Origin of the sequence: Streptomyces sp. NPDC020965 (assembly GCF_044333555.1) — a bacterium.
Classification (GTDB): Bacteria; Actinomycetota; Actinomycetes; order Streptomycetales; family Streptomycetaceae; genus Streptomyces.
This window is the reverse complement of the sequence record NZ_JBIRRE010000008.1, coordinates 159904-182874: the sequence shown is the minus strand read 5'-3', so window position 1 is coordinate 182874 and position 22971 is coordinate 159904. Positions and strand designations below refer to the sequence as shown.

Annotated in this window: 19 protein-coding genes; 12 read left to right on the top strand and 7 right to left on the bottom strand. The window is 70.8% G+C overall.

Features of this window, described 5'->3' with window-relative positions; translation table 11 throughout:
• The first annotated feature begins 85 nt into the window (after positions 1-85).
• Genes ACH4S7_RS24070 through ACH4S7_RS24060 form a run of 3 tightly spaced genes read left to right on the top strand, consistent with a single transcriptional unit; the run spans position 86 to position 3074 of the window.
• Positions 86-1114: a FecCD family ABC transporter permease gene (locus ACH4S7_RS24070; RefSeq protein ID WP_398523544.1), complete on the top strand. Its 1029-nt coding sequence runs from the start codon at positions 86-88 to the stop codon at positions 1112-1114.
• 2 nt (positions 1115-1116) lie between these two features.
• A complete protein-coding gene (locus tag ACH4S7_RS24065) occupies positions 1117-2223 on the top strand; it encodes a FecCD family ABC transporter permease (RefSeq protein ID WP_398523320.1) in 1107 nt (368 codons plus the stop codon).
• Between the two features lie 5 nt (positions 2224-2228).
• Complete coding sequence (locus ACH4S7_RS24060; protein ID WP_398523319.1) at positions 2229-3074, top strand: ABC transporter ATP-binding protein; 846 nt, start codon at positions 2229-2231, stop codon at positions 3072-3074.
• A 93-nt stretch (positions 3075-3167) separates the two neighbouring features.
• Here ACH4S7_RS24060 and ACH4S7_RS24055 read toward each other — a convergent pair whose 3' ends face one another.
• Positions 3168-4112 carry a methionyl-tRNA formyltransferase gene (locus tag ACH4S7_RS24055; protein ID WP_398523318.1) on the bottom strand — a complete coding sequence of 315 codons (945 nt, stop codon included), beginning with the start codon at positions 4110-4112 and terminating at the stop codon, positions 3168-3170.
• Between the two features lie 76 nt (positions 4113-4188).
• On the opposite strand from ACH4S7_RS24055, the gene ACH4S7_RS24050 reads away from it, so the two are divergent.
• Both ACH4S7_RS24050 and ACH4S7_RS24045 read left to right on the top strand, forming a co-directional pair.
• Positions 4189-5520, top strand: a complete 1332-nt coding sequence (locus ACH4S7_RS24050; RefSeq protein WP_398523317.1) for a lysine N(6)-hydroxylase/L-ornithine N(5)-oxygenase family protein — start codon at positions 4189-4191, stop codon at positions 5518-5520.
• Positions 5521-5971: 451 nt separating this feature from the next.
• Entirely contained in the window at positions 5972-7528 is a 1557-nt protein-coding gene (locus ACH4S7_RS24045; protein WP_398523316.1) for a cellulose binding domain-containing protein, read from the top strand.
• A 133-nt stretch (positions 7529-7661) separates the two neighbouring features.
• On the opposite strand, the gene ACH4S7_RS24040 is transcribed toward ACH4S7_RS24045, so the two are convergent.
• Complete coding sequence (locus tag ACH4S7_RS24040; protein ID WP_398523315.1) at positions 7662-9365, bottom strand: lysyl oxidase family protein; 1704 nt, start codon at positions 9363-9365, stop codon at positions 7662-7664.
• 463 nt (positions 9366-9828) lie between these two features.
• Here ACH4S7_RS24040 and ACH4S7_RS24035 point away from each other — a divergent pair, with 463 nt between their 5' ends.
• Positions 9829-12066 (top strand): ATP-binding cassette domain-containing protein, encoded by a 2238-nt coding sequence (locus ACH4S7_RS24035; protein ID WP_398523543.1) that lies wholly within the window; start codon positions 9829-9831, stop codon positions 12064-12066.
• A 65-nt stretch (positions 12067-12131) separates the two neighbouring features.
• Here the strand turns inward: ACH4S7_RS24035 and ACH4S7_RS24030 are convergent, their stop codons facing one another.
• Both ACH4S7_RS24030 and ACH4S7_RS24025 read right to left on the bottom strand, forming a co-directional pair.
• A complete protein-coding gene (locus tag ACH4S7_RS24030) occupies positions 12132-12536 on the bottom strand; it encodes a hypothetical protein (protein WP_398523314.1) in 405 nt (134 codons plus the stop codon).
• Between the two features lie 256 nt (positions 12537-12792).
• Entirely contained in the window at positions 12793-13290 is a 498-nt protein-coding gene (locus tag ACH4S7_RS24025; protein WP_398523313.1) for a hypothetical protein, read from the bottom strand.
• Positions 13291-13545: 255 nt separating this feature from the next.
• On the opposite strand from ACH4S7_RS24025, the gene ACH4S7_RS24020 reads away from it, so the two are divergent.
• The 4 genes from ACH4S7_RS24020 to ACH4S7_RS24005 all read left to right on the top strand — a co-directional run bounded on the left by ACH4S7_RS24020 (position 13546) and on the right by ACH4S7_RS24005 (position 16933).
• Entirely contained in the window at positions 13546-13881 is a 336-nt protein-coding gene (locus tag ACH4S7_RS24020; protein ID WP_398523312.1) for a chaplin family protein, read from the top strand.
• Between the two features lie 50 nt (positions 13882-13931).
• On the top strand, positions 13932-15203 hold the full coding sequence (locus tag ACH4S7_RS24015) for a hypothetical protein (RefSeq protein WP_398523311.1): 1272 nt from the start codon (positions 13932-13934) through the stop codon (positions 15201-15203).
• Between the two features lie 55 nt (positions 15204-15258).
• Positions 15259-16206, top strand: coding sequence for a hypothetical protein (locus ACH4S7_RS24010; RefSeq protein WP_398523310.1), 948 nt, complete (start codon positions 15259-15261; stop codon positions 16204-16206).
• A 256-nt stretch (positions 16207-16462) separates the two neighbouring features.
• The gene (locus ACH4S7_RS24005; protein ID WP_398523309.1) at positions 16463-16933 is read left to right on the top strand and encodes a hypothetical protein; all 471 of its coding nucleotides are present in this window, start codon (positions 16463-16465) and stop codon (positions 16931-16933) included.
• Positions 16934-17004: 71 nt separating this feature from the next.
• Here ACH4S7_RS24005 and ACH4S7_RS24000 read toward each other — a convergent pair whose 3' ends face one another.
• Positions 17005-18345, bottom strand: coding sequence for a tetratricopeptide repeat protein (locus ACH4S7_RS24000; RefSeq protein ID WP_398523308.1), 1341 nt, complete (start codon positions 18343-18345; stop codon positions 17005-17007).
• Positions 18346-18506: 161 nt separating this feature from the next.
• Between ACH4S7_RS24000 and ACH4S7_RS23995 the strand changes: the two genes are divergently transcribed.
• Together ACH4S7_RS23995 and ACH4S7_RS23990 are read left to right on the top strand one after the other, a co-directional pair.
• Positions 18507-19835, top strand: coding sequence for a M64 family metallopeptidase (locus ACH4S7_RS23995; protein WP_398523542.1), 1329 nt, complete (start codon positions 18507-18509; stop codon positions 19833-19835).
• Positions 19836-19989: 154 nt separating this feature from the next.
• Positions 19990-20280 (top strand): hypothetical protein, encoded by a 291-nt coding sequence (locus ACH4S7_RS23990; protein ID WP_398523307.1) that lies wholly within the window; start codon positions 19990-19992, stop codon positions 20278-20280.
• A 160-nt stretch (positions 20281-20440) separates the two neighbouring features.
• Here ACH4S7_RS23990 and ACH4S7_RS23985 read toward each other — a convergent pair whose 3' ends face one another.
• On the bottom strand, positions 20441-21487 hold the full coding sequence (locus tag ACH4S7_RS23985) for a zinc-binding dehydrogenase (protein ID WP_398523306.1): 1047 nt from the start codon (positions 21485-21487) through the stop codon (positions 20441-20443).
• Between the two features lie 52 nt (positions 21488-21539).
• Entirely contained in the window at positions 21540-22808 is a 1269-nt protein-coding gene (locus ACH4S7_RS23980; protein WP_398523305.1) for an aspartate aminotransferase family protein, read from the bottom strand.
• Between the last annotated feature and the right edge of the window lie 163 nt (positions 22809-22971).

Here is a 22971-nt window from a genome sequence, read left to right as displayed (position 1 = left end):
AGGGGTTCACTTGATGGTGGGGAGCGCGGCCCGCGCTGCTCTACATTGAAGGTCTGCCTAACCTAAGGAAAGTGACGTGGGGAGCTTGGTGACCACGGCGAAACGCCCCCGTGCGGTACTCCTTCTGGTGCTGCCCGCTACCGCTCTCGTCGTCCTGATCGTGCTGTCCCTGGCCTTCGGCGCCCTGAGCGTGCCCCCCGGCCAGGTGTGGAACACCCTTCTCGGCGACGCCCCCAGCACCCGGGTGGAGAACGCGATCTGGTCCGTGCGCGTCCCGAGGACCGCCCTCGGTGTCGCGGCCGGCGCGGCGCTCGGGCTCTCCGGAGCGTTGATGCAGGCGCTGACCCGGAACCCCCTCGCCGATCCGGGCGTGTTGGGGGTCAGCGCCGGCGCCGCCTTCGCCATCGTGCTGTCCGTCGGAGTCCTCGGCCTGGGCTCCCTCTACGGCTACATCTGGTTCGCCTTCGCCGGCGCGCTCGCCGCCAGTGTGCTGGTGTATCTGATGGGCGGCCTGGGGCGGTCCGGTACGACACCGGTCAAACTCGCGCTCGCCGGCGTCGCCATCACCTCCCTGCTCTTCTCGCTCACCAGCGCCATCGCGCTCACCGACCCGGACGCCCTCAACCGCTACCGCTTCTGGTCGGCCGGATCGCTGGCCAACCAGGACGGGGAAGTCCTGCTGCGGGTGCTGCCGTTCCTCGTCGTCGGCGCGGTCATCGCCCTCGCGCTCTCACCCGCGCTGAACAGCCTCGCCCTCGGCGACGACGTGGCGACGTCGCTCGGGCTGAAGCTCGGACTGATCCGGGTCCTCGGGGTGTCCGCCGTCACCCTCCTCACCGGAGGGGCCGTGGCCGTCATCGGGCCCGTGGTCTTCGTCGGCCTGGTCGTCCCGCATGTCGCCCGCGTACTCACCCAGTACGCCGGTGTCGGCCCCGACTACCGCTGGCTGATGCCCCTGTCGGCGACGCTCGCGCCCAGTCTGCTGCTCGCCGCCGACATCACCGGCCGTCTGCTGGCGCGTCCCACCGAAATCCAGGCGGGCATCCTCGTCGCCTTCATCGGCGGCCCGTTCTTCATCGCGATGGTCCGCCGCCGACGTCTTGCGGAGCTGTGAGCATGACCGATCTCCTGTCCGGACCCGGCCCCGCCCGCAAGTCCGATCCCGCCAAGCCCGCCCACGGGCCCGACCGGCTCCCCTTCCGGCTCACCGTGCCCCCCGTCTCCGGGGTGCTGCGGCCCCGGCTGGTCGGGCTGTGCACCGTGCTCGCCGTCGCCACCTTCCTCGTCTTCTGCTGGGGCATGACCGTCGGGGACATCCCCTTCGGTCTCACCGAGGTGATGCGGGCCGTCGTGGGCGCCGGTGACCCCGGCACCCAGCTCATCGTCGAAGAGTTGCGGCTGCCCCGGGCGCTGGCCGGCCTCCTCGTCGGCCTCGCCTTCGGCGTCTCCGGCGCCCTCTTCCAGACGATGACGCTCAATCCACTCGCCAGCCCGGACATGATCGGCATCACCCAGGGCGCGGGCGTCGCCGTCGTCGCCGGCATCGTCCTCGGCTGGGACGGCGGACTGGGCACCCAGACCCTCGGACTGCTCGGGGCGCTGGGCGCCGCGCTGCTCGTGTACGTGCTGGCCTGGAAGCGCGGCACGACCGGCTACCGGATCGTGCTCGTCGGCATCGGCGTCGCCTGGATCTGCACCAGCGCCACGGACTACCTGATGGCGCGCGGCGAGCGGATGGAAGCGCAGTCCGCCCTCGGCTGGCTCGTCGGCAACCTCAACGGCCGCACCTGGGACCATGTCGGCCCACTGGCCATCGCCCTCGTCGTGCTCCTCCCCGTCGCCCTGCTGCTCGGCCGGCTGATGCTGACCCTTCAGTTCGGCGACGACGTGGCCCGCGGTCTCGGCACCCGCGTGCAGCCCGTCCGGCTGGCCGTGCTGCTCACCGGCGTCGGACTGGTCGCCTTCGGCACCGCGGCGGCCGGTCCCGTTGCCTTCGTGGCGCTCGCGGCCCCGCAGATCGCGCAGCGGCTGGCCCGTACCGCCTGGCCGCCCCCACTGGCCTCCGGACTCACCGGCGCGCTCGCCGTACTCGTATCCGATCTGATCGCGAGGAAGCTGATCTCCGGCACGGAACTTCCCGTCGGGATCGTCACCGGCGTCCTCGGCGCCCCCGTACTGCTCTGGCTGCTCATCCGCGCCAACCGCGCCGGCTCAGGAGGCTGAACCCCATGACCGTGAAGTCAGAGAACCCTGCCGGCCCCGAACTGCGGGCGGAGGGACTGCGGCTGGCGTACGACGACCGGATCGTCGTCGACGACCTCGACGTGGCGGTGCCGCCCGGCCGGATCACCGCGATCGTCGGGGCCAACGCGTGCGGAAAGTCCACCCTGCTGCGGGCGCTCGCCCGGCTGCTGACGCCGAGGGCCGGCTCCGTGCAGTTGGACGGCCGGTCCGTGCATTCCATACCGACCAGGGAACTCGCCCAGCGGCTCGGCATCCTGCCGCAGTCACCCGTCGCCCCCGAGGGGCTCACCGTCATCGACCTGGTCGGCCGGGGCCGCTCCCCACACCAGACCTGGTGGCGGCAGTGGTCGAGCGGCGATGAGCGCGCGGTACGGGAAGCGCTGCGCGCCACCGCGATGACCGACCTCGCCGACCGGCCCGTCGACGAACTCTCCGGCGGTCAGCGACAGCGCGCCTGGATCGCGATGGCCGTCGCCCAGGGCACACCGGTACTGCTGTTGGACGAGCCGACGACCTATCTCGATCTGGCGCACCAGATCGATGTGCTGGACCTGATCACCGATCTGAACCGGAACGAGAGCCGTACGGTCGTCATGGTGCTGCACGACCTCAACCAGGCGTGCCGGTACGCCGATCACGTCATCGCGATGAAGTCGGGGCGGATCGTTGCGGAGGGCGTCCCCGCCGAGGTCATCACCGCGGCCCTGGTCGAAGAGGTCTTCGGGCTGCGCTGCCAGGTCGCCCCCGACCCGGTCAGCGGCACCCCGATGATCATCCCGATGGGCCGGCACCACGAGATCACCGACGCGGTCGCGACCGGCGGACGGTGATTCCCCGGCGCCCGGCGCCGGCCCACTGGGGTCTTTCGTTCGGATCAGGCTGGATCAGCAAGACTCAAACGAGAGGCCCCAGGGGGCCGGGCGTCAGGGGCGGGCGGTGAGATAGCCGCCCATCGTACGGAAGTAGTCGGTGGCGGCGTGCTCGGCGCCGTCCTCCGTACGCACGCGTTTGACCACCAGCCCGGGGCACCGTCCGGAACGCGCGTCCGCACCGGCGACGATGACGATGCCGTCGCCCTCGCGGATGAAGATCCGCCCGGGAGTGCCGCCGTAGGGTTTCTCCGAGACCGCCGCCGACACGATCCGTATCCGCTGGCCGCGGTGGTGGGTGAAGGCGTTGGGGTACGGGTCGGACTGGGCCCGCACCAGTCGCTCCAGCTCGGCCGCGGGCCGGTTCCAGTCGATCCTGCTGTCCTCGACGGCCCGCTTGTGGAAGAAGCTCGCCCGGGAGCGGTCCTGCACGACCGGGACGACGGTGCCCGACTCGATCAACGCCAACGCGTCGCGCACGATCGGCCCGATGAGGTCGACCGTGCGGTGGAAGAGGTCCGTCGCGGTGTCGGCCGGGCCGACGGTCACGGCGCGCTGGAGCACGATGTCCCCCATGTCCAGCTCGGCGTCCATCCGGTGCGCGGTGACGCCGACTTCGGGCTCTCCGTTGATGAGTGCCCAGATCAGCGGGGAGAAGCCCGCGTACGACGGCAGCAGCGAGTCGTGCACATTGAGCGTGCCGTGCGTCGGTAGGTCGAAGATCTCCGGCGGGAGCCAGGTGCGCCAGTTGTTCGCGACGATGATGTCGGGCCGCACCTCCCGCAGCGCGTCCGGCAGTTCGTCGTCGGGACGGTTGCGCAGGAGCACCGGCACACCGTGCTTCTCGGCGAGGTCGGCCACCGAGTCGTCCCAGATCTTCTCGTACACGTGGTCACTCTTGGGATGAGTGACGACGAGGACCACTTCGTGCTCGGAGTCCAGCAGAGCCTGCAGCGTGCGATGGCCCCAGGTCTGATAGCCGAACATGACGACCCGCATAGTGAATCCTCCTCAGACATTGCAAGGTAAGGCTAACCTTATCTAACATGTGCCTGCTTAGGGAGGCGATGACGCGGTGAACACACTGCACAGTGGTTCGGGCACCATCTACGACGTTCTGGGGATCGGTTTCGGACCGTCCAACCTGGCCCTCGCGATTGCGGTTCAGGAGTACAACGCCCAAGTCGCCGACGGAGAGAGGATCCAGGCCGGATTCCTGGAGAAGCAACCACGGTTCGGCTGGCACCGGGGAATGCTCATCGATGACGCCACCATGCAGGTGTCCTTCCTCAAGGACCTGGTGACGATGCGTGACCCGACCAGCGACTACAGCTTCCTGTGCTACTTGCGGGAGCGGGGCCGGCTCGTCGACTTCCTCAACCAGAAGACGCTCTTCCCGCTGCGCATCGAGTTCCACGACTACTTCGAGTGGGCCGCGGCCCGGGTGGCCGGACTGGTGGAGTACGCGGCGGAGGTCGTCTCGGTGAAACCCGTGACCGAGGACGGCGAGGTCCGCTGGTTCGACGTCGCCACCCGCGATCCGCGCGATCCGAGCGGCCGTCTGACGGTCCGCCGGGGGCGCAATCTCTGCGTGGCCACCGGCATGGAGCCCCGACTTCCCCCGGGGACCGTTCTCTCCGACCGGGTCTGGCACAACAGCGAGTTGCTGCCCCGGGTCGCCGAGCTGGTGGAACGGCGGACGCCGATACGCCGGGCCGTCGTCCTCGGTGCCGGTCAGAGCGCCGCGGAGGCGGTCGACTATCTGCACCGCAGCTTCCCGGACGCCGAGATCTGCTCGGTCTTCGCCAAGTACGGCTACACGCCGGCCGACGACAGCCCCTTCGCCAACCGGATCTTCGATCCCGAGGCCGTCGACATCTACTACGGCGCGCCGCGTGACGTGAAGCGGTCCCTCTTCGAATACCACCGGGGCACCAACTACTCGGTGGTGGACATGGAGTTGATCGAGGCGCTCTCCCGGACCATGTACCAGGAGAAGGTCCAGGGGCGGCAACGGCTGCGGATGCTGAACATCTCTCGGCTGCGGGGGGTCGAGACCCCTGGCGACCAGTTGGAGATCACGGTGGAGTATCTGCCGACGGGGGAGCGGGACGTCCTCGACGCCGACCTGCTCGTCCATGCGACGGGCTATCAGCCGCAGGGCATCGGGGAGCGGCTGGGCGAGATCGGCAAACTCTGTCTGCGTGACGACGAGGACGCGCTCCTGGTGGGGCGCGACCACCGGGTGGCCACCGTGGCCAATGTCGAGGCCGGCATCTACCTCCAGGGCGGTACGGAGCACACCCACGGCATCACCTCGACCCTGCTCTCCAACACGGCGGTGCGGGCGGGGGAGATACGGGCCGCGCTCCTCGCCTGCCGACAGCCCGTGCGCGATCGGGGCTGACCGGAGACCCTGAGCCCGGGAGTACAGGGGCCCCGGGGATACAGGGGTGTGTCCCGCCGCCAAGGAGAGGGGTATGGGCGGCGGGACCCACCCACCCCAGTGCTGCGGGACGCACCCACTCCCGTGCTGCGGGACGCACTCGTTCCCGTACGGCAGACGCGCCGGACTGCGGGACGCACCCGCTCCCGGGCGGCCGGGTGCGCCGGGCGATGCGCGGTATCAGGGCAGCGCATGAGCCCCCCGGCGGGGGAGATCCACCGGAATCGCCCCAGTCATGACCCCTGCGCACATCCGCCAGGGCGAATCGTTTCCCCGCCGTCGTGTGGCGGTCGTCTCCCCCCGCTCCATCGGGCGCGCGGCGGCCCCGTCCATGCCCCATGCTGTGGTAAAGACCAGTGGCGCTGGATCGGGTTCGGGCCGTTCCGTGCCCAGTTGGGGGAGGCAGTTGTACATGCGAAGATGCTTGGCGCTGGTCGTCGCTCTCGTGGGATTCCTCGTTCTACCGCCGGCCCCGCAGGCCGGCGCGACCACGGCGACCGCCGTCTTCACGCGGACATCGACCTGGGACGGCGGATACCGGGGCGCGTACACCGTCACCAACAGCGGCCGTACCGAACTCAGCGGCTGGAGCGTCACCTTCGGGCTGCCCGCGGGAACGTCCGTCGGAGCGTACTGGGACGCGGTGCTCACCCGTAGCGGTGCGCGGTACCGGTTCACCGGTGAGGAGGGCGCGGAGTCGCTGGCGCCCGGTGCATCGATCACATTCGGCTGGGTCTCCCACGGCGTCGGCACACCGGTGAAGTGCCGGCTGAACGAGGGTTCCTGCGGCGGTGGCGGCGACTCCAGGGCGCCGAACCCGCCGCCGGGGGTGCGGGTGGACGCCTCGTCCGGCTCCACCCTCACCGTGAAGTGGTCGGCCTCGACGGACGACTCCGGAGCCGTCCCGGTCTACGAGATCTCCCGCGACGGCGGGCCCCCGGTCCCGGCCGCCGGCACCTCGTACACGGCCACCGGCCTCCGGCCCGCCACCGGACACACCTTCCGGGTCCGGGCCAAGGACGCGTCGGGGAACGCCTCGGCCTACAGCACGCCGGTCAACGGCATGACGACCACAGCCGGCGGCCCGTCGACCGCCAGGATGGCCGTCGCACCCTATGTCGACATGGGGGCGACCCCGACGCCGAACCTGACCGAGATGGCCGCGCGGAGCGGGCTGCGGAACTTCACCCTCGCGTTCGTCACCGCGTCGGGCTGCAAGGCGATGTGGTTCAACTCCTATGACCCGCGCCGCGGCTGGGCCAGGGATCAGATCGACGCCGTCCGGGCCGCGGGCGGGGACGTCAAGATCTCCTTCGGTGGTGCCGCCGGCTCCGAACTGGCGCAGGCGTGCCGCTCCGTCGACGCGCTCGCCGCCGAGTACGAGGCGGTGGTCAGCACCTATGACCTCACCCATATCGACTTCGCCCTGGACTCCTCGATCCTCGCCGACCGGGGCGCCCTGAAACGCCGCTCCCAGGCCCTGGCCCGGGTCCAGCGCGACCATCCGGGGTTGCGGATCTCCTTCACCCTGCCGGTCTTCCCCGAAGGGCTGACCCCGGACGCCCTCGCGGCGGTCGCGGCGGCCCGGGACGCCGGAGTCCAACTGAACACGGTGAAGGTGATGACCGTGAACTACCACCGTGACATCGACTACGGCGACGCGGCGATACGGGCGGCCCGGAGCACCTTCACCCAGCTCGCTGCCCTCTACCCGGCCAGGAGTGACGCCGCGGTCTGGGCGATGGTCGGTGCGTCGGCGATGCCCGGCCAGAACGACGACGGCCGGTTCTTCACCCTGGCCCACGCGCGCCGGCTGGTGGCCTTCGCCCAACAGCAGCACCTGGGCGAACTGGCCTTCTGGGAGATGGTCCGCGACCGCAACGCCTGTATGGGGCCGCTGTTCCGATGTACCAACGTGCCGCAGACCGGATACGCGTTCTCGAAGATCTTCGCGAAGTTCACCGGCTGACCAGGACCGCCGGCCGGAGGACGCCGCTCCACGACCGGGGGCCCCGGTCACGCTCCTCGCGTGACCGGGGCCCCCGGCTTCAGGATCTTCACTACTTCAGGAGACGGTCCGTCGCCGCCTGCGCGTCAGTGCCTCAGTTGGCGTTGACCAGGTCGTGCGCGGGCACGGTCACCTTGCGGGCGCCCGGCTTGCCGCCCAGGACGATCTTGCGCAGGGCGCTGTTGTTGGTGAGGCTGGTCTCCTTGAGACGCTTGTCAGGGTTGGCCAGCACCTGGATGTAGTACGTACCGTTCGGCACGTCCGTGATGTCGAAGGACTGGCCCGGCAGGTCCTGGGTGTAGGTGTCGCCGGAGCCGACGTCGAGGACCTCACGCACCGAGATCGAGCTCTCCTGGCCGCACGCGGTGGACAGGTCGGTGTTGGACGGGTGCCAGTTGGCGTTCTTCACCGTGTAGTCGACCGCGTCGGTGTTGGCCAGGCAGAATGCCTCCTTGCCACTGCGCACGGCCTCCTTCTGGTCGGCCTTCAGCAGCCGGTAGCTGGCGAAGTCGGTGAAGTGCCAGTGCTCGTGACCCGGCCGCGGGTCCCACTCCATGGTGCCGGTGGGCGTGTAACCGATCTGCTTGCCCTTGGCGTCGTAGAAGTACTGGTAGGCGTCCATCAGCTCCTTGCCCGGAGCGCGGAAACCGTCCACGACGAGCTTGGCCGGACCCGCGTTCCAGACGTTGGCGCTGAAGGCCAGGTAGTCCTTGCCCGGGATGTTGTCCTCACCGTCGCTGATGGTGATGCCGTACGCCGGCAGCGACCGCAGGTCGGGCTTGGGAACGTTCGGGACGACCGCCTTGCCGGTGGGCCGCTTGGCGTTGGGCTTGGCGCCCGGGGCCTTGCGGGAACCGTCCGTGCGTCCCGGACCGTCGCCCAGGTTCGCCAGCGTGCGGGCGTTCGTCTTGAGCGCCCACGGCAGGGCCGGCGGCGCGGGGGTGTGCGGGCCGTGACCCACGTTGTACGACGGGCCGGTGCCGCTCGCCGCCTCGGCGACGGACCTGGGCAGCGCGGGGGCGCCGTGGTGACCGGCGTGTCCGGCCGCCTTGTGGGCGTCGTGACCGCCGGCCGAACGACCGCCGCCGCCCTCCCACTCGCGTGCGCGGACGGTCAGGTTGATCGTCTGCGGCTTGTTCGCGATGCCGAACAGATCACGGTACTTCTTGGTGACGGAGACCTTGGCGGTGTACTTGCCGACCGGCACGTCCACCGGCTCGCCGCCGTACCAGCCCGAGTACGTGTTGGACGCCCAACCGTTCTCCACACCCCACACCGAACCGAGGGTGAAGGGGTTGGTGGGGCAGCTCTCGGGGAACTTCGCCTTGGCGGGCGCGTCGGGACGGACCCGGCCCGAGGCGTTGTTCGGGCAGAACGAGTCGGTCCGCTTCACCACGGTCTTGCCGGCCGCGTTGGTGAGCGTGATCTGGACGAAGCCGGGCAGTCCGGTGAAGTCCTTGACCAGGCCCTTGGGCAGCGTCTTGGTGCGGGTGGTCTTTCCGTCGCGGATGATCTGCTTGGCGACGACGGGGTCCTTGTAGGACTTGCGCGTCACATTCAGTTCGAGCGCGCCGTTCTCGGCAGTGACGTACGTGCCGAGGTCGAGCCAGACGCCCGGCTCACCCTTCCACCGGTCGAGCGTCACATTGGCGGACGCCGCGATCAGGCTGAGCTTCGGCGTGGACTGCGCCTTCTTCTTCGTGTCGGGCGCGGCGCCGACGACGGCGGCGACCACGGTGAACGCCGCGGTCGCGGCGAGCGCGGAGCGCCATAGACGAGTGCGGTGAGAGCTGGTCATTCATCCTCGTTTTTACGAGTGCCACTGGGATGGGGGCGACCGGCCGGCGGGTACGAGAGCCGCTTCCGTTGCCCACCCCTGAGAGGGGGGCGGGGGTGCCGCGGGTTGTCTGTGTGCGCGGAAGTCATGGATGGTTGTCTGAAAACCGTTTGTCGTGTGCTAATCAAGCCGTAGTGAGGCTGATTCCTCGTTGCCGGGTCGCTGGTGTGGTAAAGCCCCTCTGGCGGTGCGGAGCCCGAAATCGGGCGCGGCCCCCCTGGCCGGTGAGCGAGGATGGAGGCGGCCCTCCGACCGGCCCTTCGACCGCCTCGGTGCACATCGGCCACTTCTGACCGCCCCCGGCGCACCGCGCCCGGGGCCCTGTCCGCACGACCGCGCCACGGAAAAGGGAACGTGCATGTCCGCCGAGTCCAGCAGTCCGTCTCCTGCCCCTGTACCCACTCCGGTACCCGCCGACCATCACATGGTGATCAAGGTCCGCGGAGCCCGTGAGAACAACCTCCGCGAGATCGATGTCGATCTTCCCAAGCGCCGCCTCACGGTCTTCACCGGTGTCTCCGGATCCGGGAAGTCGAGCCTGGTCTTCGGCACCATCGCCGCCGAGTCACAGCGGCTGATCAATGAGACCTACACCGCGTTCATCCAGTCGTTCATGCCGAGCCTGGGCCGACCCGACGTCGACGCGCTGCACAACCTCAGTGCTGCGATCGTGGTCGACCAGGAGCGGATGGGGGCCAACTCCCGGTCCACGGTCGGCACCGCCACCGACGCCTACACCATGCTGCGGATCATCTTCAGCCGGCTGGGCACCCCGCATATCGGCACCTCGGGGGCCTTCAGCTTCAATGTGCCCGAAGGCATGTGCCCTCGCTGCGAGGGCCTCGGCCAGGTCTCCGACATCGACGTCGACCAACTCGTGGACCGGGACAAGTCCCTCAACGACGGCGCGATCACCGTCCCCGGATACGCGGTGGACTCCTGGCCCTGGTCGATCATGGCCGGATCCGGCTTCTACGACCCCACGAAGAAGCTGGCCGACTTCACCGACCAGGAGTGGGCGGACTTCCTCCACAAGACCGCCGTCAAGGTCAAGGTGGGCTCCAACAACTTCACCTACGAAGGTCTCGTCACCAAGATCCAGCGGAGCTGGCTGGTCAAGGACCGCGAGGCGCTCCAGCCCCATATCCGGGCCTTCGTCGACCGGGCCGTCGTCTTCACCCGGTGCCCGGAGTGCGAGGGCACCCGTCTCACCCGGGCCGCCCTCTCCTCGACGATCGACGGAGTGAACATCGCCGAGTGTTCGGCGATGCAGATCAGCGACCTCGCCGTGTTCATACGCGCCATCGACGCCCCCGAGGTCGGCCCCCTCATCGGCAGCCTGCGCCATCTGCTGGAGTCCCTGGTGGAGATCGGGCTCGGCTACCTCAGCCTCGACCGGCCCGCCGCCACCCTCTCGGGCGGCGAGGCCCAGCGGGTGAAGATGGTGCGGCACCTCGGCTCCAGCCTCACCGATGTGACGTACATCTTCGACGAGCCGACCATCGGACTGCACCCGCACGACATCCAGCGCATGAACGACCTCCTGCTCATGCTGCGGGACAAGGGCAACACCGTGCTCGTGGTCGAGCACAAGCCCGAGGTGATCGCGATCGCCGACCATGTGGTGGACATCGGGCCCGGTGCTGGCGAGGCGGGCGGGAAGATCTGCTACAGCGGCGACGTCGCGGGGCTCCGCACCTCCGGCACCCTCACCGGACGCCATCTGGAACACCGGGCCCGGCTGCGCGAGACCGTCCGCCCGCCGCGCGGACAGCTCTCCGTCAGCGGCGCCGATCTGCACAATCTCAAGGACGTCGCCGTCGAGGTCCCGGTCGGCGTGCTGACCGTGGTGACCGGAGTGGCGGGCTCCGGCAAGAGTTCGCTGATCCACGGCTATCTGGCGAACCGGGAGGGTGTGGTGGTCGCGGACCAGTCGCCGATCCGCGGCTCGCGCCGCTCCAATCCGGCCACGTACACGGGGCTGCTCAACCCGATCCGTACCGCCTTCGCCAAGGCCAACGGCGTCAAGGCCGCCCTCTTCAGCGCCAACTCCGACGGCGCCTGCCCGAACTGCAACGGACTGGGACTCGTCTACACCGATCTCGCGATGATGGCCGGGGTCGCCTCGGTCTGCGAGAAGTGCGAGGGCAAGCGGTTCACCCCGGAGGTGCTGACCTACCTGCTGCGCGGCAAGAACATCAGCGACGTGCTCGGCATGTCGGTCGAGGAGGCGTACGCGTTCTTCCCGACCGGGCAGGCGCACACCATCCTCGGCCGGCTCAGCGATGTCGGCCTGGGCTATCTCCGGCTCGGCCAGCCGCTGAACACGCTCTCCGGCGGCGAGCGGCAGCGGATCAAGCTGGCCATCCACATGGCGGAGAAGTCGTCCATCTACATCCTCGACGAGCCGACGACCGGTCTGCACATGGCCGACGTCGACAAACTGCTCGCGCTGCTGGACCGGCTCGTCGACGAGGGCAACACGGTCGTGGTCATCGAGCACCACCAGGCCGTGATGGCGCACGCCGACTGGCTGATCGACCTCGGCCCAGGCGGCGGACACGACGGGGGCGAGGTGGTGTTCACGGGCACCCCGGCCGACCTGGTGGCCTCGGGCACGACGCTGACGGCCCGGCATCTGCGGCAGTACGTGGGGTCCTAGCCGGTGTCCAGGTGGCCCGGGTCCCCGCCCCGTTCGTTCCCGGGACGGGGACCCGGGCCGCTCCGTCACGGCAGCGGTGCCCGGGCCATCGACTCCAGCGGGGCCCGTCCCAGAGGGTCCGCCCCGGCGATGACCAACGTGCTCGTGCTCGTGCCCGTGCCCGGGGTCGTGCGGCGGTGCCGGAGCTGGTGCAACAGCCGGAAGAAGAGCAGACGGTCGGCGAGGTCCTTACCCCGTTCGACGACGTCATCGGTGGCGAGGACGGTGAGCCGGCCGGGCTGCCACCACGTGGACGAGGGCGGCTCACCGGCCCCCCGGCGGGGGGCCTTCGCCATCAGCTCCATCAGCCCCCGTACATGGCGCAGTTCGTTCCGCACCCGCTCGCCCGTACCCACCAGCTCGACGGCCGCCGACAGCTCGTCGACCTCGCGCGGGTCGAGCGGACCGCCGTCCGCGCCCGGCTCGTACATCCGCAGCAGCACCCGCAGCCCGGCGGCCAGCCGCGCGTAGCTGACGGGCGGGTTCCGTCGTCGCCCATGCGCCTCCTCGTTCCCCTGGTCGAGTTATGTCATGAACCCGTGGGACGGGAACCAACTCGCCGAAAAATCAAAACGGTTGGAGGTGGTGCGGGGTGGCGGGAGCCGTTGCGATATGACCTGGCGGTGGAGTCGCGCCGTGCGGGTGTGGGGGGCGCCACGCGGTCCGTGGCGGGGGCTGTGGCACGGGCTACGGCGCGGTCTCCTCGGGGCGGCCCTCGCCGACCATGAACCGCCACACCAGGCCGTGCCCGAGCAGGATCAGCAGGGTGAGCAGGATCGCCTCAGCCTGGATGGGCTTCAGGCCGAGGGGGGCGGCGACTTCGGGCACCAGCCCCACGACCGCGATCAGCAGATAGACGATCGCCGCCGCCAGTTGGGGGAGGACCAGGGAGGTGGCGGCGCGGTCACGCGAACCGAGTCCCAGCAGCCGCAGGGTCGACACACAGCCGACCGCGGCCAGCACGACGAAGGCGGACCGCCAGACCGCCGGTGTGCCGACCCCGCCGACCTGGGCGAAGAGACCCATCAGCGCGGGCAGTAGGAAGGAGAGATAGACCCCGCCGACGATCCGGCGCAGCGCAGGTACCCGCATCCAGTCGGTGTGGCTCTGCACCACGTTCCACCACAGGCCGACCAGGGTGAAGCAGGTCGCCGAGAAGAGTGCGTAGAACGTGCTGACATCCACCACGCCTCCTGAAGGGTTCCCCGGCTGGTCCCGCGCACAGCCGTCATGGGTCCGGTGCCGTCCGCGCGGACCGAGGGTCCCATGTCGACCCGCCCCCGGCGGTGGACCGACACCCCGGGTCCGCCGCGCCGCGGTGGTGACGGGGCCGTACCCGTACGGCCGTTCCGTCGTTTATTGGGTGGAAGTGCCTTTTGTCAATCAATGCATGATATGGGCCGAACTTAAGATCTGTCGTACGAAAGGGCGTGGTCGCGTATGCGAGCGGACGACGAACACCGGACCGCCGGGGAAGCCGGCCGGCACTCGGACGGCGGCACCCGCCGAAACGGCCGGCGGGCGGTGGCGGTCGGTGCGGTGCTCGGCGCGGCCCTGGCCCCGGCCGGCGCCGCGCACGCCAACATCATCGGCATCGGGAACGCGGCATTCGGCAACGACTGCGTCCAGCGCGGCGACGCACGGGCGGCGGGCGGCACCGTCGCCGGCAGCGGCGCGGTGAGCGGCAACCAGGCCGGGCTGCCGCTCTCGCTGCCCCGCAACCAATGCGGTAACAGCGGCATCGTCTGCACCGCGCTGTTCCGCTCCAGCGTGTGATCCGCGTGCCGCCCGGCAGTGCCGGACGGACCGGGAGCACCGACGGGGGCGTGTCGATCGAGGACGCCGCCGTACGGGAACTGGCGGCCCTCAGCGGGCGGGCGCTGCCCCTCCTGCGGGAGTGGGTGGCCGGCCACCCCCGGCTGGGGGTGGCCAGGGCCCTGCTGACGCTGGCGATCAGCGACACCCTGGACGACGCCGGACTGCGGTCCGAGCTGACCATCGCCCACCAGGACGCCCGAGCGGCCGGGGCGCGGCCCGCGAGCCTGGTCCTCGGGGTGTTCCTGCACACCCACCGTCAGTACCGGATGACCGCCGATCATCTGCTCACCCACTTCGCCCAGTGGCCGGCGGACGAGGTCGCCGCACTGCTGCTGGACGCCTTCCACGCCTGCGGCGACGCCGGATACCGGGCGCTCGGCGATGAGCTGACCGAGCGGCAGTACGCGCTGGCCGGCCCGGAGAGCTGGACCTGGGCGAGCCGGCTGGCGTGGACCCGGGCCGAGCAGGGCCGGGCGGAGGAAGCCCGCGAACTGGCCGGCCTTGCCCTGACCCACTGCCCGCGCTCGGGGCTCGCCGTACATGCCCGCGCCCACGCCGAACACGAACTGGGTGGCGGACCCGCCACCACCGCCTTCCTCGACCACTGGCTGGCAGCCGACCCGGACGCGCTGCAGTTCCGGCACCTCACTTGGCACGCCGCTCTCCAGTCACTGGCCGCCGGGGACGTCGCGGACGCGCGGCGACGCGCGGACGAGGTGCTGCACCGGGCGGACGTGGGCATGCGCTCGGCCACCAACTGGCGCCTGCTGCTGGCCGGACAGTCCCCGGCCCGCCGCTGCGACCCCGACCACATCGGGGAACTGCTGGCGGCACCGGGCGGGATGGCCGAGGTCTTCCACACGTTCAACCTCGCGCTCGCCCTCGCCGTGGAGGCCGCCACGGACGAGCTGCGCGCACTTGCCCGCCGCGCGGCCGACGACGAACGGCCCGACTACCGCGAGGTGCTCGCTCCCGTGGTGGCGGCGCTGGCCGAGATCACCGCGGGCCGGTCGGGGCGTGCGGTGGACCTCCTGACCGGCCTGGGCGAGCGGGTGGCGCGCCTCGGTGGGGTCCGGGTGGAGCGGGAGATCGTCCAGGACACCCTCGCCCGTGCCCTGACCGACACCGGGGAGCACGCCCGCGCGGCCGCATTGCTGCACCACCGTGTCACCACCCGTCGCCACCATGTCTACGAGGACCTCCTCCTCACCCGCCGGCCCGGCGCGCCCGCACCACCACCCGCCGCCACCACCCTGCCGGGTCCCCGGATCCCCTCCTGACGCACGCGTCCCGCTCCCGCGCCCGTGCCCCCCACCGACCTCCCGGAGTTGTCGAATGGCCGTGTCCCAGACGATCGTCGTCTCGCCGGGCGGCAGTGGCACCACGGTGCTGGCCGAGGTCATGACCGCCCTCGGCTACACCGCCTACGGCACGATGAGCGGTCTGGACCGCGCCGATGGCGGCGGGCCGGGTCCCGGTGAGGTCCACGCCGTGCTGACGGCCGCCTACGGTGCGGACCGGGCCGCGCTGCTGCTCGGCGGCGAGCGGGACGGCCGATCCGGACTGGAGTCCGCGTTCCAGGACGCCGTCAGCGCCCTGTGGCGGGTCTGGTGGACGCGCCTGGGCCAGCCGGTCACCCACGCCTCACCCGTGGACCCGGTCATCGAAGGACGGCTGACCCGGGTGCCGGACACTGAACTGCCGCGCCTGCTGCCGGGATCCGGCTGCTGGTACGTGACCGGACTCGACCTCCAGCGGGCCGACGCCGGTTTCCTGCGGGTCTGGCAGCGGACCGGGCTGCCACCGGTCGTCTACCACCACCGGGACGTACGGGACCGGATCATCAGCCAGATCCTGCACCTCTCCCGGCCGGGCGACCACGTCGGAACGCTCCCCGAACACCTCATCTACCGGGACATCCTCGGTGCCCTGCCCAGTCTGGAGGCCCGGATCACCCTGGCACTCACCGATCCCGGCTTTCCCGGCACGGCGGAGGCCCGCCGCAGCCAGTGGCTGCTGCACCATCCGGCCGTCTGCGTGATCGCCCATGAGGAGCTCGTCGGCCCCGCCCACGGTGGCACCCACGAGGCCCGGGAGCGCGCGCTGACCCGGCTGCTCGACACCACGGGCCACCCGGTCCTCCCGCCGCTGCCGGCCGCACCGTCCAACGGTGACGGTGACGGCGATCTGACGGTGGGCCTGTGGCGCGGACACTTCACCGCCGACCACGAACGCCTGCTCGACCGGTACCACAGCGATCTGATGACCGTCGGCGGCGCGTAGGGAGCCGGACACCGAGGGTCTCCATGTCCTTCGGGGCGCGGGCCGGCGACGTCGGCCGTCGTGTCCCGTCGGCCGGCGCCCGTGGGCCGTCGTGCTCCGTCGGCCGGCGTGACGGAAGACGCGCGGACGGGCGCCCCTCCGTGAGCGGCGTCCGGGCGGAGGCACCGTTGACGGTCGGTAATGAACATGTCACCGTCGCCTCGATGTGATCGTCTCGGTCCCGCCGCCACAGGGCGGGCAACAGGGAAGGAATCCCATGGGAGCACGCGGATTCAGACTCGTGCCGGCGATGGCGCTCGTCGTCGCCGGAGCCACGCTCGCCGTCGGCACGGTGGGCACGGCCCAGGCCGCCGACACCCGCGCCACGGCGCCCACCGCGTCCGTACTCCAGGTCCGGAGCGATCCGACACCGCAGGAGCAGGAGCAGCTCCGGGAGATCGCCGGAGCGATCTGGAATCCGCAGCTCGCGGCGGGCTGGAACATGAACGCCGAGGTCGCCACGGTGCTTTCGCAGGCCACCGAGCGCATCCTGAAGTGTTCCGAGGCGTTCGCGCTGGTGCCCCGCCCGCCGGGCTTCGTACCCGGCCTCGGCTACCTCGTCCAGTACTGGAAGAATCTGCGCGACTATTACCTGGTCGTCAAGGAGAACCGCACCTACCGCGCCTGTGTGGTGTCGACCGCGGCCTACTACCGCTCCATCATCGAGATGGCGTCGGCGGGCATCTGAGCCCCGGGGTGCGCCCCACCGCGCGACTCGCGGCCGAGAGGTCACGTGTCCCGCGGCGGGGCCCACGGCGGTCAGATCCGCCGGGGTGCCGGAGCGACCGGCGGCGGGCCCAGGGTGGTGGTGCCCGGGGCGGCCCGGTGGCCGAGACCGGTGCGGTACACGTCCAGGGCCGCCTCCGTACGGCCGCCGCGGCGCAGCAGATCGCCCAGCAGCCGGCAGAGGTCGGCCAGATCGCCGCTGGCCCCGCTGCGTTCGAGCAGGGCGAGCGCCCGTACGTAGTGTTCCTCGGCGGTCTCGGTGTCGCCCCGCTCCTCGGCGATGAGCCCGAGGAGCCGGTGCGCGCCCCCGGCGTGGACCGCGCCGTGCCGGTCGTCGAGGTCCAGCAGCGCCGAGACGAGCCGGGCCGCCTCCTCGTGCCTGCCCAGCCGCCGCAGGACGTCGGCCAGTTCCACCTCCACCTGGGCGGTGTAGAGCGCGGCGCGCTTGGCGGTCAGCATGTCCCGGGCGGTGCGCAGTTCGCGCTCGGCCGCGTCGAGGTCGCCGTTCTGCGCCTGGACGTAGCCGCGCATCCAGTGGCAGTGCGCGAGGTCGGTGCGCAGCCGTAGCTGCCGGTAGATCGACTGGGCCTTGGCGAGTGAGGCGTCGGCGTCGGCCTCGCGCCCCTCGGCGAGCAGCGTCCGGGCGACCTGCCGGTGCATACCCGCCACCAGTGCCGGGTCGCTGACCTGGGGAGCGAGGGCGAGGGCCAGTTCGGCGGCGTGGGCGGCGCGGGCGTGCGCGCCCAGGTCGATATAGGGGCCGATGACGGCCGCGTACAGCAGGAGGAGGGCCTCGGGGTCGGCCAGCCCGCTGGTGCCGAGTTCGTCGATGGTGGATTCGAGGAGGTAGCAGGCGTAGCCCAACTCCCCGGCGAGCAGGTGCGCGACGGCCCGGCCCCGGATCGCGCGGGCGCGCCGGGGGAGTGGTCGGTCGCCCAGCAGCCGCTCCGCCGCCTCGAAGTGCCGTCGCGCGTCGTCGAGCTCCCCGGTCTCCAGAGCGCACTCGCCGAGCCCGAGCAGGGCCTCGGCCCGTTCGGGGCCGAGGTCGAGGTGTTCCGCGTCGGTGAGCAGGCGCCGGTAGTGCACGGCGGCCTCGTCGGCCGCGCCGGTGGCCAGCTCCCGCTGGGCGTCGGTGAGGCCGAGCCGCAGTTCGGTGGCGAGCCGGGCGGGCCGTCCGGTGGCCAACTCCTCGAACGAGGCGCCCAGCCGCTCCGCGAGGAAGTGGAGCGCCGTCTCGGACGGCCGGACCCGCCCGGCCTCCAGGGTCGAGACATAGGCGGGCGTGTACGAGGGGTGGGCGAGCTGTCGCTGTGTCAGGCCGCGTTCTTTACGCAGCCGCTGTACCCGACGCCCGATCTCGGCCGGTTCGTCCATGGAAGCCCCCTGGTCCTTCGAGTTCCCCAGTATTCCGGATCGGCAGGCCATTGCGCGCTTCCTGCGAGCCCTTTAACTTAAGTCACCAGTTCACCACATTTATTAATCCACTTAACTTTGTTGTCGGGGAGGACTCCGTGCGCTCAGCGCTGCGCAGAACCATGACGGCGGCCGGTGTGGCCGCCACCCTCACCGCCGTGCTGGCCGCCGCTCCGGGCAGTGCCGCCGCCGACCCGGCGCCAGCGGGCCGGGCCACGGTCGAGGTCGAGATACCCGGGCCGGAGAACGGCACGGTCGCCGGATCCGGACACACGGACGTACCGGCGGACGGCCGTGACCGGCCGACGGCGCGGCTCTCGGCGGCGGAGAAGGCCGACGACGGCGCGGTGACCAAGCTGGTGGACAACGGTGCCACCACCGACCGACTGGACATCGTCATCGTCGGCGACGGCTACACCACCGGCGAACTGGGCCGGTTCCGCGCCGACGCCCAGGAGAAGTGGGCCGAGCTGACGGCGGTCGAGCCGTACACGACCTACCGGAACCTCTTCAACGTCTGGACGATCGACGCCGTGTCGCGCCAGTCCGGCGTCTCCGGCGACCCCGACCGGGGCACGGTCCGGGACACGGCGCTCGGCTCGTACTTCTGGTGCGACGACATCGAACGGCTGCTCTGCATCGACCAGGACAAGGTCGACGGCTACGTCGCGAAGGCGCCGGAGGCCGATCTGGTGATCGTCCTCGCCAACAGCACCAAATACGGCGGCGCGGGGTACAACCAGCCCAGCCCGACCCTCGGTTACGAGGGCATCTCCACCGCCTCGGCAGGCAACGTGCAGTCCGGTCAGGTCGCCATCCACGAGACCGGACACTCCCTGGGCAAGCTCGCCGACGAGTACTTCTACCCCGGCTACCCCGGGTACGAGCGGTACACGGGCCCCGAGCCCGCCGATTCCAACACCTCCACCCTGAGCGCGGCGGCCCTGGCCGGACAGCGCGCCAAGTGGTACCGCTGGCTCGGCGAGACCTCGCCCGACGGCGGCACGATCGGCGCGTACGAGGGCGGCGGCTACTACGTCGCCGGGCTCAACCGGCCCACCGACAACTCCCTGATGCGTTCGGTCGGGAAGCCGTTCAACCTGCCCGGTGTCGAAGCGATGATCGCCGGCTTCTACCGCCACGCCAAGGTCGTCACGGCGGCCACCCCCACCGACCGCACCCTCCGGCTGCGCCACACGGCCAAGGTCACCGTGCCCCGGCTGACCGGCCAGGACGGCCGGCAGCTCAAGATCCGCTGGTATCTGGACGGCAAGGAGCTGAAGCACTTCGCCGACCGGACCCGGGTGCGGGTGTCGGACCTGACCCTGCGCCTGCTCGACCTGCGTGCACACCGGCTGTCGGTCACCGCCGAGGACCGTACCCCCTCGGTACGTGACCCGAAGATCGCCGCGACCCTGAAGTCCACGGTCGACTGGCGCATCCGGCTCTGACGCACCCCCGCCCGATCCCGGCCGGCGATGTCTCCACGTCGCCGGCCGGAGCGCGTGGGTCGCCGTACCCCCGGCCCTCGGTGATCCGGCCTGATGGGGTCGAGTTCCAGCCACTCGACCTGTGGGGGAGGGGGGATGCCGGACACTCTCAGACATGCCAGAGGGTGGGAAGGGATGGCGGCCCCCGGGATACGAGGGGCCGGGATGGATACCGCCGCCCGGCAGCGGAGGCGGTGGCGGTGGCGGTGGCCTCCCGCCGGACGGCCGGGGCGGCGGCCGGGGCTCCGGGGGGACGGCGTGGCGCTATGCCGTGCTGATCCTGCTGGCCGTCTGGACCCTCCTCGCCTTCCAGTGGCACTCCCAGAACGACTGTGAGATGCCGGAGTCCTACGGGCTCGTCCTCTCGCACGGCACCCCGGACCCCTGGGAGGGCTGCGGGAGGTAGGGCGGGTCACGAGAGCCCCCCGCCGGCCCGCGATGTGCCGGCCGTCCCGCGGTGCCGACGACCTTCCCACCGGCCGCGTCGCCCGGGGTGGGGCGGTGGCGGCGACCCACCGCCCTGACCTCCCCGGGGGCGCCCGCCGCGGCCCGGTGGGATGCGCGGGTCACGGCACGAAGAGCACCTTGTGCGCCGAGTACGGAGTGCCGGGCGTGGCGGGAGCACCAGGAGCGACCGGGTCGGCGGCGAGCGCGGCGAGCGCCGCCGCGTGTTCCTCCAGCGGGAAGCGGTGCGTGATCAACCGCTCCAGGGGCAGCCAGCGGGCCAGCTCGATCGCCCGGGGGAACATCGCGCTGTTGTAGTCCCCGGCGCCGACGATCCGCAGACCGCCGAGCAGTATGTCCAACGGCCGCACCGTCGCCGTCGCCAGGCTGTCGTACCCCATGACCACGACACGGCCGCGCGGCGCGGCGTAGGTCAGGCTCTGTTCCAGCAGACCGCCGACGGTGTCGACGACCACGTCCCCACATGCGGCGAGAGCCGTCTCGGTCGGGGCGTGGGCGCTGAACCGCTCACCTCCCACCGGCGGTCGCGTGAACAAGGAGCGGCACCGATCGCGCCGGTAGGCGTCCGGTTCCACCAGCAGGACCCGGGCGCCGTAGTGGTGGGCCGCCATCGCGCACACCACGCCCATCGGACCACCGCCCACCACCACCGCGGTCTCCCCGGCCCGCAGTTGGCCCGCCGCCAGATTGTTGAGCACACAGGCCAGCGGCTCCACGAGCACCGCGCGGTCCGGGTCCATCCCGTCGGGCACGGTGTGGAAGAGCCGCGCCGGCAGCCTCACGTACTCGGCGAAGGCGCCGTCCGAGTCCAGCCCCACCTCGTTCCCCGCCTTGTCGGCGCAGAAGTTCGTGTCCCCCCGCAGACAGGACGGACAGGCGCCGCAGTAGACCGTGGTGCTGATGACGACCCGGTCGCCGGGCCGGTGGGTGGTGACGGCGGAACCGACGGACTCCACCGTGCCGACCGACTCGTGTCCCATCACCACCCCCGGCCTGCCGGGGAACTTGCCCACCAGAATGCTCCGGTCGGTGCCGCAGATACCGGTCTGGAGCACCCGGACGACGACGTCGTCGGGGGCGACGACCTCGGGTCGGGGGCGGTCGACCAGGGACAGTGTGTGCCGTTCGCTGAGGATCAGGGCTTTCATGCCGATTCTCCTTCCGTCACGGGCTCGGTGTCCGGGTGAGGTCCCGGGTGGTTCATGCGTTCAGTTCCGCGCGGAGCAGTCCCTCCAGGCGGTCGCAGAGCAGATCGGCCTCGTCGGTGGTGATGATCAGTGGTGGTCTGATCTTGAGCACATTGCCGTGGCCGTAGCGGGAGGAGCGCATGATGAGCCCGTGCCGCATCGCGGTCCGGGCCAGATGGCGGGCCAGTTCGACATCGGGTGTCCCGTCGGGCCGCCCGAGCTCAAAGCCGATCATGAGACCGACGCCCCGGACGTCCACGATCGCGCGGTGGCGCTTCGCCAGCTCCGCGAGCCGGCCGCGGATGTGTTCACCGGTGGCCCGCACATGGGCCAGGAATTCCGGCTGCCGGACGATGTCGAGCGTGGCGTTGGCCGCCGCGGCGGCCAGCAGATTGGCGCCGTAGGTAAAGACATGCTCGTCCGCGGGGAGTCCCGCCAGACGCTCGTTGGTGAGAATCGCGGCGATCTGAGCACCGGAACCGCCGAGTCCCTTGGCCGTGGTGATGATGTCCGGCTCGACCCCGAAGTGCTCGGCCGCGAACATCCGCCCCGTGCGTCCGATCCCGGTCTGCACCTCATCGAAGATCAACACGATGTCGCGCTCGTCGCAGAAGGCCCGCAGCTTCTGGAAGTAGCCGTCCGGCGGCACGATGTTGCCACCGGATCCGGAGATCGGCTCGACGATGACCGCGGCGGCCCGGCCCGTACTGGCGTGGTCCAGGAAGTCCTCGATGCGGTCGACGCACATCAGCCCGCAACTCTCCCGCCGCTGCCCGTAGAAGCACCGGAAACAGTACGGGTCCGGCACCTGTAGCGTCCCCGGGAAGAGGGAGGGGTGCGGCGCGCGGCGGGCGGCGTTGCCCGAGACCGACGTCATCATCATGGTCTGGCCGTGATGGCTGCGGAACAGGGAGATGACCTCGGAGCGCCCGGTGGCGTGCTGCGCCATCTTGATGGCGCCCTCATTGGCCGTGGAACCGCCGGAGACCTTGGGATGGACCTTGGTGAGGCTCTCCGGGGAGACCTCCACCAGTCTGCGCACCAGGCCGTTGACGGGTTCGTTCTGTAAGGACGACGACGCGTGCACCAGAAGGTCGAGTTGGTGCTTCATCGCGGCGACGACCGCCGGGTGGGAGTATCCGAGGCTGAGGTTGAAGGTCCCCGCGACACAGTCGAGGTACTCCGTGCCGTCCTCGTCGTAGAGATGAACGCCCTCTCCGCGCATCACCTTCCGGTCGCTGACGGGGTAGTAGACAAGATCGCGTATATCAATGACGTCCATGGGAGTCCTTGTCGGAGGCGTGCCACTGTCTTGAAGCCCTGCGTTCACGGACACCGGGTGACCACTCGACGCGCTTGGCGGTCACCCGCACCACCATGAGGCAGGGGTGCAAGGCAATCGTCGCCCATCAACGCCCGGCTGCCACCGGTCCGTGCGCACTTCG

Bases quoted from the DNA above. Each gene is read 5' to 3' on its own strand.
- ACH4S7_RS24035 (WP_398523543.1), top strand. From the start codon at position 9,829: ATGGTGATCAAGGTCCGCGGAGCCCGTGAGAACAACCTCCGCGAGATC.
- ACH4S7_RS23990 (WP_398523307.1), top strand. From the start codon at position 19,990: ATGCCAGAGGGTGGGAAGGGATGGCGGCCCCCGGGATACGAGGGGCCG.
- ACH4S7_RS24010 (WP_398523310.1), top strand. From the start codon at position 15,259: ATGGCCGTGTCCCAGACGATCGTCGTCTCGCCGGGCGGCAGTGGCACC.
- ACH4S7_RS23980 (WP_398523305.1), bottom strand. From the start codon at position 22,808: ATGGACGTCATTGATATACGCGATCTTGTCTACTACCCCGTCAGCGAC.
- ACH4S7_RS24045 (WP_398523316.1), top strand. From the start codon at position 5,972: ATGCGAAGATGCTTGGCGCTGGTCGTCGCTCTCGTGGGATTCCTCGTT.
- ACH4S7_RS24005 (WP_398523309.1), top strand. From the start codon at position 16,463: ATGGGAGCACGCGGATTCAGACTCGTGCCGGCGATGGCGCTCGTCGTC.
- ACH4S7_RS24020 (WP_398523312.1), top strand. From the start codon at position 13,546: ATGCGAGCGGACGACGAACACCGGACCGCCGGGGAAGCCGGCCGGCAC.
- ACH4S7_RS24055 (WP_398523318.1), bottom strand. From the start codon at position 4,112: ATGCGGGTCGTCATGTTCGGCTATCAGACCTGGGGCCATCGCACGCTG.
- ACH4S7_RS24000 (WP_398523308.1), bottom strand. From the start codon at position 18,345: ATGGACGAACCGGCCGAGATCGGGCGTCGGGTACAGCGGCTGCGTAAA.
- ACH4S7_RS23985 (WP_398523306.1), bottom strand. From the start codon at position 21,487: ATGAAAGCCCTGATCCTCAGCGAACGGCACACACTGTCCCTGGTCGAC.
- ACH4S7_RS24030 (WP_398523314.1), bottom strand. From the start codon at position 12,536: ATGTACGAGCCGGGCGCGGACGGCGGTCCGCTCGACCCGCGCGAGGTC.
- ACH4S7_RS23995 (WP_398523542.1), top strand. From the start codon at position 18,507: ATGACGGCGGCCGGTGTGGCCGCCACCCTCACCGCCGTGCTGGCCGCC.
- ACH4S7_RS24060 (WP_398523319.1), top strand. From the start codon at position 2,229: ATGACCGTGAAGTCAGAGAACCCTGCCGGCCCCGAACTGCGGGCGGAG.
- ACH4S7_RS24065 (WP_398523320.1), top strand. From the start codon at position 1,117: ATGACCGATCTCCTGTCCGGACCCGGCCCCGCCCGCAAGTCCGATCCC.
- ACH4S7_RS24040 (WP_398523315.1), bottom strand. From the start codon at position 9,365: ATGACCAGCTCTCACCGCACTCGTCTATGGCGCTCCGCGCTCGCCGCG.